Consider the following 13,878-nt stretch of genomic DNA (forward strand, 5'->3'; position numbering starts at 1 on the left):
ATGCCGAACATCCCGCTCGTCGATCTCGCCGCCGCGCACGCGGAGGTCGCGGAGGAGGTGGAGGCCGGTTTCAAGCGCGTCATCGCCGACACCGCCTTCGTCGGCGGCGCCGAGGTCGCGGCGTTCGAACGGGAGTACGCCGTGTTCAGCGGCGTGGAGCACTGCGTCGGGGTGGCCAACGGCACCGACGCCCTCGAACTGGCGCTGCGGGCCGTCGGCGTCGGGCCGGGCACGGAGGTGGTGCTGCCCACCAACACCTTCATCGCCACCGCCGAGGCCGTCGCCCGCGCCGGCGCGCGTCCCGTACTGGTCGACTGCGACCCGCACACGTACCTGATCGACGTCGAGGCGGCGCTGGCCGCCGTGACACCGGCCACCCGGGCGATCGTCCCGGTGCACCTGTACGGGCAGCTCGCACCCGTGGAGCGGATCCGGGCGGGCCTCGCCGGCCGCGACGTCGCCATCGTGGAGGACGCCGCGCAGTGCCAGGGCGCCACCCGGCACGGGCGCGCCGCCGGCGCCGACGGCATCGCCGCCACGAGCTTCTACCCCGGCAAGAACCTCGGGGCGTACGGCGACGCGGGCGCCGTCGTGACCGCCGACGCGGGCCTCGCCCGGACCGTCCGCACGCTGGGCAGCCACGGCGGCCTCACCAAGTACGTGCACGACGTGATCGGCGTCAACAGCCGCCTCGACGGGCTCCAGGCGGTGGTGCTGCGCGCCAAGCTGGCCCGCCTCGCCGTCGGGAACGAGCGGCGACGGGCCGCCGCGGCCCGCTACGACGCGCTGCTGGAGCCGCTGGACGTGATCCGCCCGACGACGCTGCCCGGCAACGCGCACGTCTGGCACATCTACTGCGTCCGGATCCCCGGCGACGGCACCCCGGCCCGGCGGGACGAGGTGCTCGCACGCCTGCACGCCGCCGGCGTCGGCGCCGGCATCCACTACCCCGTGCCGATCCACGCGACGCCCGCCTTCGCCGGCCTCGGCCACCGGGCGGGCGCCTTCCCGCACGCGGAGCGGATCGCGTCCGAGCTGCTCTCCCTGCCGATCTACCCGCAGCTCACCGCCGGCCAGCAGGAGGCTGTCGTGGCGGCCCTCGCCGCGGCGCTGGGCTGAGCGCAGGTGTACGTCTCCGTCCGGGACCGGCCGGCCGGGCCCGACGAGGCGCCCGGCCGGCGGTCGCGCCGGGTCGCCACCACGGTCGTCCTCCTCGGCGTCGTGAGCCTCCTCACCGACGTCTCGTCGGAGATGGTCAGCGCCGTCCTCCCGCTGTACCTCACCGCCGAGATCGGCATCGGCCTGCTCGCGTACGGCTTCGTCGACGGCGTCTACCAGGGCGTCAGCGCGTTCGTGCGGATCCTCGGCGGCGTCGCGGGCGACCGGGGCCGCCGGCCCAAGTGGGTGGCGGCGCTCGGCTACGGCATCTCCGCGGTGAGCCGACCCCTGATGCTCGCCGCCAACGGGATGGCCGCCGTGACCGCCGTCGTGACGGCCGACCGGCTCGGCAAGGGGCTGCGCACCGCGCCGCGGGACGCGCTGATCGCCGACGCGTCCCCGCCCGGCGCGCTGGGACGGTCGTTCGGCGTGCACCGCGCGCTCGACACGTTGGGCGCGGCGATCGGCCCGATCGCGGCGTTCGCGTTGCTGGCGGCGCTGCCCCGGGCGTATGACGCGGTCTTCGTGGTGTCCTTCGCCGTGGCGCTGGTCGGTCTCGCCGTCCTCGTGCTGTTCGTGCCCGACCGGCGGGTCGGCGCCGGCACCGCCCGCCCGGCCGTACGCGAGGTGCTGCGCGCCGCCGCCGGGCCGCGCCTGCGCCGGACCCTGCTCGCCGCCGGCCTGCTCGGCGTGCTGACCGTCGGCGACGGCTTCCTCTACCTGTCGCTGCAGCACCGGGACGACTTCGCCGCGATGCTGTTCCCGCTGCTGTACGTCGGCACGAACGTCGCCTACCTGGCGCTGGCCGTGCCGCTGGGCCGGCTCGCCGACCGGATCGGCCGCGCCCGCATGCTCGTGGCCGGGCACGTCGCGCTGCTGCTCGCGTACCTCTGCGCGGCCGGATCGGCCGGCGGCCCGGTGTGGACGGTGCACACGCTGGTGCTGCTCGGCACGTTCTACGCCGCCTCCGACGGGGTGCTCGCCGCGCTGGTCAGCCGGCTGGTGCCCGCCCACGCGAAGGGCACCGGGATCGCGGCGGCCCAGACGGTCGTCGTGCTGGCCCGGTTCGCGTCGTCGGTGGCCTTCGGCGCGCTGTGGGTCGCCGCCGGCCGCCAGCCGGCGCTGCTGGGTTTCGCGGTCGCGCTCGCCCTCGCGATCCCGGCCGCCGGGTGGTTGCTGCGCCGTGTCGAGGAGGAACGATGAGCGGCCTTCGGCTGCGGGTGGGCGTCTTCGCCGGAGTCGTGCTGCTGGCGGTCGCCGGCGTGGTCGTCTACCTGCGGCAGGCCGTCACGGCGGACCCGGACGGGCACACCCCGGCCGCGGCATCCGTGGACACCGGCGTCGCACCCGTCGTCGCCGGGGCGCACGTGGTCTTCCGCAGCACCGCGCCGGGCGACGGGTACGGCCGGGTGGCCGTGGTGCCCGTCGACGCGCCGTCCGGCCCGCGCGCGTTCACACCGGCGTCCTGCGAGCGGGTCCACGCCGTACGCGGCACCGCCGTCTGCCTGGTGGCCCTGCGGGGACTGGCCACCACGTACCGGGTGAAGATCCTCGGTCCCCAGTGGACGCCGGTCTCCGAGCGGGCCGTGCCGGGCCTGCCCAGCCGGGCGAGGCTCTCCTCCGACGGCGCGCTGACGGCCACGACGACGTTCGTCTACGGCGACTCGTACGCGAGCCCCGGGCAGTTCTCCACCCGTACGCTCATCGGCCCCACCGGCGGGGCCGACCCGGTCGACGTCGAACAGTTCACGCTGCGCGTCGACGGGAGGCCGGTCACCGCCGTGGACCGCAACGTGTGGGGCGTGACGTTCGCCGACGACGACCGGTTCTACGCCACGGCCGCCTCCGGAGGGCGGACCTGGCTGGTCGAGGGCTCCCGGTCCGGCCGGACGCTGACCGCGCTGCGGGAGGACGTCGAGTGCCCCTCGCTGTCCCCCGACGGCACGCGCATCGCGTTCAAGAAACACGGCGACCTGCCGGCCGGGAGGTGGCGCCTCACCGTCCTCGACCTGGCCAGCGGGCGGGAGACACCGCTGGCGGAGACCCGCAGCGTCGACGACCAGGCGGAGTGGCTCGACAACGACACGGTCCTGTACGGGCTGCCCCGCGACACGGACGGCTCGGCGTCGAGCGACGTCTGGGCCGTGCCCGCCGACGGCACCGGCGCACCGCGGGTCCTGATCCCCGACGCCTGGTCCCCCGCCGTCATCCGCTGACGCGGCCGGGGTCGGCGCCGGGCGAGGTCAGCGGGCGGCGCCGAGCAACGGCGTGTAGAAGTCCAGCAGTTCGGCCCGGAGCGCCTCGACGGAGTACCGGGCCCGGATCCGCTCCGAGGCCGCCAACCCGGCCTTCCGGAACGTCTCCGGGTCGTCGTCGTACGCGGCGCAGGCCGCCTCGACGGCACGGGCGAACGCCAGCAGGTCCCCGTCCGGGACGGGCGCGCACTCCGGCGGCTCGAAGTACTCGCGGCCGCCGAGGCCCGCGTACCCGACCACGAAGCAGCCGCTCGCCATGGCCTCGGCCGGCGGCAGGCCGAAACCCTCCCGGTGGCTGAAGCTCAGGAAGATCGCACTGCCCCGCATGATGGCCGCCGTCTCCGACTCCGACCGGCCCACGATCGGCGCCTCGGCCCACCGTTCGAACAGGCCCCGGGCGCGCAGCGTGTGCCGCAGCTGCTCCCGCTCCTCCGGCCGCCGGTGGGTGAGGTACGCGAGCCGCCGCGCCGGCGGCTCCCCGGAGGGGTGGAACAGCTCCGGGTCGATCACCGGCCGGGCGATGCCGACCGGCAGGTCCGGGAACGTGTACCGCAGCAGCTCGGCGTTGTCCCGCGACACGGCCAGCAGCCCGACGAGGCCCGGCACGTCGGCGTACGGCGCGCCGGCCCGCGTCGTGTCGAACGGCACGTGGTCGAACGTGATGTACGCGCCCTGGTTGAAGACGACGACCCGCACCCCGTCGGGAACCGCACCGAGCCCCGGGCCGTAGCACTCGGGGACCACCAGCAGGTCGTCCGGTGTGAGGACCACCTCCGAGGCGCCCAGGACCCGGGTGTCGTTGGCGAACCAGGAGGCCCGGTACCCCGTTCTGGGGTGGACCACGGCGGCGGAGATCCCCACCGCGTTGAGGTTGTCGACGTGCCGGTACAGGTTCCGGATCCCGCCGAAGATGCCGCTCGGCACCGGCGCCAGGTAGTACACGGTCGGCCGGTCGCCCGACCGTCGGCCGACGGCCAGGTGCGGGAGCCGGCGCCACCTCAGGTCCGCCGCCCGGCTGTACCGCCGGACGGCCCCGCGCGCCAGTCCGGTCGCCCAGCGGATCATCGGACCCGCCCGGCGGGGCCGGGGCTCGGCACGGTCATCGCGATCCCTCCCGCCGTCAGATGCTGAGGATCCCGAGCCGGCGGGCCAGCCGCAGGGCACGGTCGAAGACGAACAGCCCCGCGGCGAACGACACGATCGCGAAGACCGCGAGGACGCCCACGGAGACACCGATCGACAGCCCGTCCGGCGGGACGTCCTCGATGAGCAGTTGCCGGACGGCGCTGATCACGTACGTCTGCGGGATCAGGTAGCTGGCCCACCGGATCCATTCCGGCAGGACGCTGATGGGGAACAACGCGCCGCCGAGCACCGCGGTGGCCAGGCTGAACAGCATGACCACCGGTTCGCCGCGCTTGAACAGCACGATGAACGCGGCCGCGAACGTGCCCAGCGCGTTGCAGGCCACGATCCCCAGGAAGAGCACCAGCAGGGCGCCGGGCACACCCGAACCCTGGATCGGCGCGCCCAGCAGCCAGCCGGCCGCGACCATGAAGCACGCCAGCAACGCTCCGGTGCAGCTACGCCACACGTTCATGGCGACCGGGATCAACGCCCACGGCACCGGCTCGACGAGGTAGGTCTCCAGCGTGCCCCGCTCCATGGCGAAGTTCAGCCGGCTGGTGAGCGCCAGGAGCGCGTCCTGGAGACCGGCGACCACGGCCGTCCCGACGACCATCACCACGAACAGCTGACCGGAGATGTCCAGGAAGCTGCCCTGGAAGTAGTAGAGCAGCACCGGGAACACGGCCGCGATGTAGCGCATGATGCTGGTCGCGGGGAACATCCGTTCCTCGACGAGGTCGATGCGGACGTACGCCTCGACGGTGTGGAACACCTTGCGGCCGAACGAGCGCTTCCCGACGACCGACGGGTAGGCGAGGCTCATCGGGCGGCTCCTTCGGGGTCGGCGCCGCGCGCGTACACCCGCGCGATCAGGTCGCGCAGCGGCATGGGGATCTCCCGCACGTGCCGGATCGTGCCCGTGAGCGGACCCAGCCCGGTGAGCAGGGCGCCGACCCCGTCCGAGCCCGTCGGCCGGCAGCGCACCGTGACGCCGTCGACGCGCGCCTCGATGTCCTGGGCCTGCAGGCCGTCGACGACCGCCAGCGCGTCCTGGTGGGTCGCCACGACCAGCTCCAGCTCCGGCCGCTCCCACTCCCGGCGCAGCCGGTCGAGGTCACCGGAGTACCTGACCTTGCCGCCGTCGAGCAGCAGCGCCTGCGACTGCAACGCCTCGATCTCCTCCAGACGGTGCGAGGAGATCAGCACGGCGAGCCGCTCCTGCTTGGCCAGCTCCATGATCAGCGTCAGCAGCCCGTACGCCGCGATCGGGTCCACCGGGCCGGTCGGCTCGTCGAGGATCAACGCCCGCGGCCCGGGCAGCAACGCCCGCGCCAGACGCAACCGGGCCCGCATGCCCGCCGACATGCCCGCCACCACCGTGTCCGCCTGCGGCATCAGGTCGACCGTCTCGAGCACGTGCTCGATGCGCGCCGTCAGACCCTTGCGCGACATGCCCTGCAGCCGGCCGTGGAGCTGGAGGTTCTCCCGCGACGTGGCGCGCATGAGCAGGCTGCGGTCCTCCGACGGCATCCACCCGACCGTCTGCCGGATCTGCTCGGAGTCGCGCTCGACGTCGAGGCCCAGGACGCTGCCGCTCCCGGCCGTGGCGGTCGTGAGGCCCACGATGATGCGGAACATCGTCGTCTTCCCGGCGCCGTTCGGGCCCACCACGGCGCAGATCTCGCCCGCCCGGACGACCAGGTCGACCCCGTCGAGCGCGCGGACCGGCTCGCGCAGGTGCGACCGGGCGAACACCCGCATCCACCGCGGTGTGGGCTCGTAGAGCTTGGTCAGCCCGGAGAGCACGATGATGTCGTCGGCGTCCCGTTCCGTGTCGGTCACAGCCACCCCAATGCCCCGTCGATGCCCGAGCGCCGGAACCGCCGCCAGCGCAGATGGTCGATACCGCGGTCCCGCACCTCCGCCAGCCGGCGCGGCAGCAGCGGACCCCTGCCCCGCCGCGCCCGGGCCACCTGGGCCTCGTAGGACCGTCGCAGCCGGCTGGTGCGCGACGGCGGCCAGATCCGCTCCGCCAGGTCCACGAGGCGGGCCAACGCCTCCGCCTCCTCGTCGCCGGGGACCCCGCGCCGGTAGGCGCGGCAGGCCAGGACGAGCGCCTCCCGCGCCACACCGCGGTCGGCCGCGTCGCGCAGCGCCGCGGCGTCCGGCAGGTGCGCGGCGTCCTCGTCGAAGAGGATGTCGAACGCCCGCTTGCGCTCGCCGAGGTCACGCAGCGCGCCCGGGTACTGCGACATGTGCATGTTGGCGCCGTGGACGCGGTAGTAGGCCAGGTCGACCCCGTTGACCCGGCCGATCGAGGCCCGGGTGGCGGTCCGCAGCCAGAGCAGGAAGTCCGCGGCGTGCGGCAGCCGGTCGTCGTAGCCGACGAGATCCCGCATGGTCTCGGCCCGCATCACCACCTCCGGGGTGGAGATCGGGTTGCTCGCCCGGTGGCAGACCAACCGCAGCCACTCCTCCCCCGGCCAGATCGACCAGGAGCGGGCCGCGGTGCGGGCCGGCGGCGGCTCGACGGAGAACGACCGGGTGAACCCGTACACCAGCCCCACGTCTGGGTTCGCGGCGAGCAGCGCTGTCGCGTTGGCCAGGCCGCGCGGCGCGAGCATGTCGTCGGCGGACAGCAGTACGACGTACTCGCCGCGCACGGCGGCCAGGCCCTCGTTGTACGTGGCGATGTGGCCCTGGTTGACCGCGTGCACGAGCACCCGCACCCGCGGGTCCTCCTCGGCGAGGCGGTGGGCGACCGCGGCGCTGTCGTCGGGTGAGGCGTCGTCGACGATCAGGACGTCGACGTCGACGCCCTCCTGGTCGAGGATGCTGCGCACGCAGGCCGGCAGGAAGTGCCCGTACCGGTAGCAGGGAACGACGACCGACACCGTCGGCGGGGACGGCGGATCCTGGGGTGTCATCCTCCTCATCGCGGCCCTCAGTCCTGGCTCTCGGGCACGAACACGACGTCCACCCAGTAGTTGTGGTTCGACCACGCCGACGGGAAGCCGGTCGCGCCGTACCGGTAGACCGCGCCGCCGGCCGGCACGTGCAGCGGCCCCTGGTTCCACCCGGCGCCGAGCCCGTTCACCGTCACCGAGTAGCGCCCGACGTCCGTGTGGCACGAGACCGTGTACGTCTGCCCGGGTGTGATCGCCACCGGCTCGGCGAACAGCATGGTCTGCCACCCGCTGCCGCTCTCGGCGACGAACGGTCCGTCGGCCAACGGCTCGCCGTCCGGCGACCACAGCGTCGCGGTGTGCGCGCCGGTGTTCTGGCTGCCCTTGTAGAACCGGACCCCCGCCACGTGCCCCGGGACGTCGCTGGTGAACCGCATCCCCAGCTCGATGGAGGAGGTGTCCGGGTCCGACGCCACGTCCGGCGTGTCGCCGCTGCCGAAGACGGTCACCGATCCGGCGGGCGGCGCGGGTTGGGTGGGCGGACCGGGTGGCGGCTCGTCGGTCAGGAACAGCGGGTCCACCCAGTAGTTCGTGCTCTTGTAACTGCTGGTCGGGAAGCCGTCGGAGCCGTACCGGTAGAGGCCGTTGCCACCCGCCGGCGCGACGACGGCCCAGTCGGGGCTCGTGTACGCGGAGGCGAAGAAGCCGGTGTCGGAGGCGTACCGGCCCGTGGGCGTGAAGTAGGTCGCCACGTACGGGACGCCCGCCGTCACCGTCACCGGGCTGTCGAAGTAGATGCTCTTCCACCCGGTGCCGCTGCTCGTGGACCGGCCGTCGCCCAGCGGCGTCCCCGTCTCCGAGTAGAGGCGGGCCGTGTGCTCCCCCTCGTTGCCCGGGCCCTGGTAGTACCGCACCCCGACGATCTTCCCGCTGACCCTCGGCACGACCTTGACGCCGAGCGTGATGGCCTCCGAGTCCGTCGAGGCTGCCTCGGCCGGAACGGCGTCGGCCGGGAAGAGGGTCGACAGCCGGTCGTACGCCGTCGTCGTGAACGACCAGGTGGTCGCCTCGTCCATCGGACGCCCGCCGGTGTCGCGGGCGAACACCCGCGCGGTGTAGGTCCGCGAGGTGGCCAACCGGGACGCCGGCGTGAAGGTCGCGGTCCGGCTGGCCGCGTGGTACGACACCTGGCCGGCGACCGGCTCGTTCCCCGGACCCGTCAGCGAGAACTCGATCGAGGCCGGCTGGATGTCCTTCGAGAAGGTGGCCGTCGGCTTCTCGGTGAGCTCCACGTGGGACTGGCCGGGCGCGGGCGACACCGACAGCGTGACCGGCGAGGCCGAGTCGCCGTCGTAGAAGAGCACGTCGACGTAGTAGTTGGTGTCGGCGTACGAGGTGGCCGGGAAGCCCGGACCGGACCGGTATACCCCGTTGCCGCCCGAGGTGTACGCCCCCGGCGCCACGAGCGGCGCCGCCCGGTGGTCGCCGAAGGAGAAGAAGGCCGGGTCGGCCGCGTAGTGCCCGTTCGGCGCGTAGTAGGACGCGACGTACGTGACGCCCGCCTCGACCTGGACGGGCCGGGGGAAGACGAGCGTCTGCCAGCCGGTCTCGGTCTCCTTCGCGAACGTGCCCGTGGCCAGGCGCTCCCCGCCGGCCGTCCACAGCGAACCGGTGTGGGTGCCCGTGTTGCCGGCGCCCTTGTAGAACCGGACCCCGGTGATCGTGCCGTCGCTCTGCGGGACCACCTTGACGCCCAGCTCGACGCCCGCCGTGTCGCTCGCCGCCGGGTTGGCCGGCGCGCGGGTGCCGAAGAGCGTGCTGGGACCGGTGAGCTTCAGCGTGACCGAGGCGGGCACCTGCTGGATGTTGACGCTGTCGTCGACCGCGCGTGCCTTGACCACCTGGGTGCCCACGCCGTTGGTGTGGAAGCGGTAGCTCCACGACGTCGTGCCGGTGGCCGGGTGCCAGGTGTCCCCGCCGTCGGTCGACACCTCGACGCCGGCGACCCGTCCGCCGACGTCGGTGGCCGTACCGCTCACCGTCACCTCGGACCCGTTGGCGACGGAGGTGGCCGGCGCCGGGGAGGTGATCGTCGCGCTCGGCGCGGTCGTGTCGGTCGACGCCGTCGGCCGGACCAGCCCGCTCATCAGCGTGGCCGGTTGCACACCCATGTCGGCGAAGAGGTTGACCGTCGCCTGCTGCATCCGCGGGTCCGCCGGCTCCTGCGGGCCGTCGTGCTCGGAGTCCAGGCCCCAGGCCCACTGGATCGTGCCGGCGCCGAAGACGAGCGCCCCGCTCGCCGCGCGGTACAGGGTGAGGTGGTGGGTCGTCGTGCCGGGCGTGGTCACGGTGCCGAAGTCGCGCAGGTACTCGGGGGTGGGCCCGGTGGTGGTGGACAGGCGGATGAGGCCCGGGGGCCGGAACCCGTTGTCGAGGTCCTCGTCCGACTCGTACCCGATGGTGTGCGGCGCGAGCGTGGCGACCTGCCCGGGTGCCATCGCGGCGACCGTGGTGTGCCGCCAGAACCGGTTGCGGCCCTGCTCGGCGGGGACCTGGATGGCGAGGTCGGTGTTGTTGGACATGTACATCGTCCCGGTGAGCGCGTTCTCCGGGCGGCCACCGTTGGACGGTGGGCTGAAGCGCGGGTCCCGCCAGGTGCCGGTCCACTCCGACGACGGATCGATCTTGTCGTTGGCCCAGGTCTCCTTGTAGCAGACGAGCGTGCGGTACGGGGTGCCGCGGCCGTCCACGCTGGACTCCCAGCGGGTCTTCCAGTAGACCTCGTTGCCGCTGAAGAAGGCGAGGTGCACCCCGGCGTCGCGCGCGGCCTCGACGTTCGCCCGTTCCGGGCCCGACCAGTACTCGTCGTGGCCCACCGACAGGAATATCTTGTGGTTCTTCAGCAGCTGCCCGCGACGGTCGGCGTCGACGTCGGTCGTGTAGCTGACGTCGTACCCGTTCCGTTCCAGGAAGCGGATCATCGCGTACTCGTTGCTGAAGAGGTAGTCGCGGCCGCTCTCCAGGCCCCGGGTGGCGAACGGCCGGTTGTAGCTCAGCTTGAACGCCCGGCCGTTGGCACCGCCCCAGTAGAAGTTCGAGCCGCCGTACGTGTTGTACGCCTGCCAGGTGGCGTCGGAGGTCTTGAAGATGATGTCGGAGCGGCGGGCGTCGTCGCGCACGACGAACGGGATCTGGCTGGTGCCGGCCGTCCCGTCGGTGCGCACGGGCTTGGCCACGTACACGCCGGACACCGCGTCGGCCGGAACGGCCCAGGACGCCGACACGTCCCACACCCCGCAGTCGTAGATCTCGGTGGCGGAGTTGGTGATGCAGTCCCGCTGGTGCTGCGGCAGGGCGACGGACGGGTAGATCGTCTTGACCTTCCGCGCCCCCTGGCCGCCGTAGTAGCCGAGCCGGTAGATGTCGATGCGGTAGCTGGTGGCCGGCGTATCGATCTTGAAGGAGATCGTCTGTCCGACGTTGACACTCATGTCGGTGGCGAAACCCTGGATCTCCCAGTCGCCGGCGCCGTACACGTCGTCCCACTCGGTCGACGGGTTGCCGGTCTGGCTGTTCTCGCACACGACCGGGTTGGACGAACAGGCACCCTCGGCCGCCCGGGCCGGCTGGCCGACGACCGTGCCCGCGAGGAGCAGGCCCGCGAGGGCCACCCATGCCTTGACCGTCCGTGCCCGACGGCCCGGCGCCACGCGCGGCCCCGACGCCACCACCCCCGCTGTCCGCCCCGCGCATCCCGCACGGTCGATCCGATCGCCACCCACAGCGTGTCCTCTCCTGACGTTGCGGTGAAGCGGAGCGCCCCAGCGACCCAAGGCGACCGTAGTGCCTCCCGGTAGACCCAACAATTGCTCATCGTGTCGTTGCGGCACCCGGGTCGGACGGGTTCCGCCACACGTTCTGATCGCCGCACTGGCCGCACGGACGAGCGCTCTCATCCGGTCGGCGACGGTGGCGTGCGGCGGCCGGCCGACCGAGCGGTCAGTCACCCAACCACCGCACCGTGGACGTGCGGATCCTGCGGTGCGGGTGGGTGAGGCGCCACGCCGCGCCGGACAGCCCGCACGTCAGCGCGAGGGTGAACGAGAACGTGGTGAACGACAGCGAGTCGAACGTGCCGGACACCAGGATCGACGTGACCTGGGCGGCGATCAGCGCGGCGCACAGGTCCCGCTCGGCGGGACGCCGGGCCCGTCGCATCGCGATCGACGCCAGCGTGATGCCGGTGACGTGCAGGCCGGCGAACGCGGCCACCCCCACGATCCCCCCGGTGACCAGCGTGCCGAGCCACTGGTTGTCGAGGATCAGGTAGAGCTCGGGGATCAGCGTGCCGGGTCCCCGGCCGAGCCACGGACGCTGCGAGAACCAGTACGCCACGTACTCGTAGTCCTGCGTGCGGCCCTGGATGCTCGGGTCCTCACCGGCGGAGGCGAACAGCGCCCCCAACGTGCCGAGCAGCCCCGGCTTCACCAGCATGAGCCCGGCCGCCGTGACGACCCCCAGCACCAGGACGTGGTAGCGGGTACGCCAGTTCCAGGCGAGCACGAACACCACGGCGATCGTCACGGCGAGCGCCAACACACCCGTCCGGGACACGGTGAGCGGGATGACCGCCGTGATGAGCAGCGCCAGCAACCCGCTGGTGACGCGCCCGGCCCGCGACGGCGCGAACCGTGCGAAGTGGATCGCGAACGGCACGGCGAGCGCCATGACCGTGCTGAACTCGATGTAGTGCGCCGTCGTGCTCGCGACGCGGAACAGCCCGCCGTCGCCCCGCGCGGCGAAGTCCGCCGCCTCGCCGTGGAAGCGCAGGCCCGGCAGGACCATGTACCGGGTGATGTCGAACGCCGTCACCGACTGGACGAGCCCCACCACGGCGGCGAACCCGGCGGACCAGACCAGCACCCGCAGCACCCCGGCGAAGCGGTGCCAGTTCGGCACCCCGTCGGCGGCGATGAGGACCACGCCGAGGAACTCGATCATGATGATCATGGCGAAGTCCTGCCCGTTCGCCTCCAGCTGCGGCAGCCCGCGGATGGTGCCCGCGAGGTACGACAGCAGGAACGACAACAGGTAGGCGAACGCCGCCCAGCGCATCGGCTGGGACCCGGACATCACCAGGCGGGGGTGCAGGCGGGTCAGCGACCACCAGCAGGCGAGCGCGAACGCCACCAGGAGGGCGGGCCGTCCCGCGAAGGTCAACTCGGGCGCGATGAGCGTGGCCGGCAGGCAGTACAGCAGGGCCACCATGAGGCTGAGCAGCGCCGCCGCGTCGATGCGCGCCCGCCGCCGACGGCTCGCGTAGGTGCGGACGGCCAGCAGCGACGGCTCAAGGTCCGCCGGGTGCAGGAGGGTGGCGCTCACCGCCCACCGTTTCGGCCCTCACGGCCCGACCACTGGCCGCGGGCCGGCGGCAGGATGACGGTCCGGTCCGCCGCCGGCGCCGCCGTCGGCGGCGTACGCGGAGGGACGTACTCGACGCCCTGCTGCGGGTGCCGGCCCGGCTTCGGTTCGACGGCGACGCGCCGCTCGGCGCCCACGCCGGGCTGCTCCCGCGACCGGTACGCGCCGGGCTCCGGTCCGAGGCGGGCCCGCCGGACCGCCTCGCCGTCGTGCCCGTGCGGCGGGACGTCGACCCGGCGCTGGCCCGGCTCGCGGGCCGCGGCCTCGGCCCGGAGCGCCTCGTCCGCCTCGTCGACGTCCACCCGGCCGCGGCGGCGCTGCCGGCGTCGCAGCAGCACGTCGACGGCGATCGTGCCGGCCGCCGTGATGAGCAGGCCCAGACCGACGATCACCACGAGCACCCGCTTGACCTTCGAGGTGACCGCCTCGACGTCGGCGCCGTCGGTCAGCGTCAGCGTCGTGATGGTGTCCTGCGGCAGCACGCCGAAGCCCTTCTGCTGCTCCGCCACCTCCGCCACGAGCAGCCTGATGACCTCCCGGACCGTCGCCGTGGCCTGCGCCGGCGAGTTGCCGACCGCCTCGACGTAGAGGATCGGCGCCCGGGGGGTCACCTGGACGGTGATGCTGTCGGACAGGCCGGAGTCGGCCAGGCCCTTCAACGTCTTCTGGTCGAGCACCTTGAGGATCGCCGCGTTGCCGAGCGCCTCCAGCCCGAGATCCCCCCACGGATTCTTCGGCCGCTCCGCCGTCGGCTGCTTCGGGTTCGCCGGCTCGACCGGCCCGGGCGCGGGGATCAGGACGAGGTTGCCGGTGGACCGGTAGTCGGGCTTGACGGACTGGCCGACCAGGGCCGCGGTGAGCACTGACGCCAGCAGGATCGGAAGCGCGACATACCACCGCCGAAACAGCAGGCGGGTCAGATCCCAGAGGTCCATTTTGATCCTTTGGCGTCAGTTGGCCGACGAGTCAGCGCGTAGCTGTCGAGCGGACCCGAAGGCCGTTCGCGCAAG

Annotated in this window: 10 protein-coding genes; 3 read left to right on the forward strand and 7 right to left on the reverse strand. The window is 73.2% G+C overall.

The features are described 5' to 3' along the window. The 3 genes from OG994_RS12995 to OG994_RS13005 are packed head-to-tail and all read left to right on the forward strand — an operon-like array spanning window position 1 to window position 3,374. On the forward strand, window positions 1–1,119 hold the full coding sequence (locus tag OG994_RS12995; protein WP_328853408.1) for a DegT/DnrJ/EryC1/StrS family aminotransferase: 1,119 nt from the start codon (window positions 1–3) through the stop codon (window positions 1,117–1,119). Window positions 1,120–1,125: 6 nt separating this feature from the next. Continuing rightward, window positions 1,126–2,361, forward strand: a complete 1,236-nt coding sequence (locus OG994_RS13000) for an MFS transporter (protein WP_328853409.1) — start codon at window positions 1,126–1,128, stop codon at window positions 2,359–2,361. After that, window positions 2,358–3,374: a hypothetical protein gene (locus tag OG994_RS13005; protein WP_328853410.1), complete on the forward strand. Its 1,017-nt coding sequence runs from the start codon at window positions 2,358–2,360 to the stop codon at window positions 3,372–3,374. The genes OG994_RS13000 and OG994_RS13005 overlap by 4 nt, the downstream gene beginning before the upstream one ends. 27 nt (window positions 3,375–3,401) lie before the next feature. Here the strand turns inward: OG994_RS13005 and OG994_RS13010 are convergent, their stop codons facing one another. The 7 genes from OG994_RS13010 to OG994_RS13040 all read right to left on the reverse strand — a co-directional run bounded on the left by OG994_RS13010 (window position 3,402) and on the right by OG994_RS13040 (window position 13,803). Next, a complete protein-coding gene (locus OG994_RS13010; protein WP_328853411.1) occupies window positions 3,402–4,478 on the reverse strand; it encodes a glycosyltransferase in 1,077 nt (358 codons plus the stop codon). A gap of 55 nt (window positions 4,479–4,533) precedes the next feature. Then, window positions 4,534–5,364 (reverse strand): ABC transporter permease, encoded by an 831-nt coding sequence (locus tag OG994_RS13015; protein WP_328853412.1) that lies wholly within the window; start codon window positions 5,362–5,364, stop codon window positions 4,534–4,536. Next, entirely contained in the window at window positions 5,361–6,383 is a 1,023-nt protein-coding gene (locus OG994_RS13020) for an ABC transporter ATP-binding protein (RefSeq protein ID WP_328853413.1), read from the reverse strand. The genes OG994_RS13015 and OG994_RS13020 overlap by 4 nt, the downstream gene beginning before the upstream one ends. Beyond that, window positions 6,380–7,468: a glycosyltransferase family 2 protein gene (locus tag OG994_RS13025; protein ID WP_328853414.1), complete on the reverse strand. Its 1,089-nt coding sequence runs from the start codon at window positions 7,466–7,468 to the stop codon at window positions 6,380–6,382. The genes OG994_RS13020 and OG994_RS13025 overlap by 4 nt, the downstream gene beginning before the upstream one ends. Before the next feature lie 17 nt (window positions 7,469–7,485). After that, the gene (locus OG994_RS13030) at window positions 7,486–11,118 is read right to left on the reverse strand and encodes a DUF4082 domain-containing protein (RefSeq protein WP_328853415.1); all 3,633 of its coding nucleotides are present in this window, start codon (window positions 11,116–11,118) and stop codon (window positions 7,486–7,488) included. A gap of 328 nt (window positions 11,119–11,446) precedes the next feature. Continuing rightward, window positions 11,447–12,829 carry an O-antigen ligase family protein gene (locus OG994_RS13035; protein ID WP_120331197.1) on the reverse strand — a complete coding sequence of 461 codons (1,383 nt, stop codon included), beginning with the start codon at window positions 12,827–12,829 and terminating at the stop codon, window positions 11,447–11,449. Continuing rightward, window positions 12,826–13,803, reverse strand: a complete 978-nt coding sequence (locus tag OG994_RS13040) for a GumC domain-containing protein (RefSeq protein WP_120331198.1) — start codon at window positions 13,801–13,803, stop codon at window positions 12,826–12,828. The genes OG994_RS13035 and OG994_RS13040 overlap by 4 nt, the downstream gene beginning before the upstream one ends. Between the last annotated feature and the right edge of the window lie 75 nt (window positions 13,804–13,878).

The sequence above is a fragment of the Micromonospora globbae genome (assembly GCF_036184225.1).
Taxonomy (GTDB): Bacteria; Actinomycetota; Actinomycetes; order Mycobacteriales; family Micromonosporaceae; genus Micromonospora; species Micromonospora globbae.

Excerpts from the sequence above, each read along its gene's own strand:
- OG994_RS12995 (WP_328853408.1), top strand. The coding sequence starts at position 1 with ATGCCGAACATCCCGCTCGTCGATCTCGCCGCCGCGCACGCGGAGGTC.
- OG994_RS13005 (WP_328853410.1), top strand. The coding sequence starts at position 2,358 with ATGAGCGGCCTTCGGCTGCGGGTGGGCGTCTTCGCCGGAGTCGTGCTG.
- OG994_RS13010 (WP_328853411.1), bottom strand. The coding sequence starts at position 4,478 with ATGATCCGCTGGGCGACCGGACTGGCGCGCGGGGCCGTCCGGCGGTAC.
- OG994_RS13015 (WP_328853412.1), bottom strand. The coding sequence starts at position 5,364 with ATGAGCCTCGCCTACCCGTCGGTCGTCGGGAAGCGCTCGTTCGGCCGC.
- OG994_RS13025 (WP_328853414.1), bottom strand. The coding sequence starts at position 7,468 with ATGACACCCCAGGATCCGCCGTCCCCGCCGACGGTGTCGGTCGTCGTT.
- OG994_RS13040 (WP_120331198.1), bottom strand. The coding sequence starts at position 13,803 with ATGGACCTCTGGGATCTGACCCGCCTGCTGTTTCGGCGGTGGTATGTC.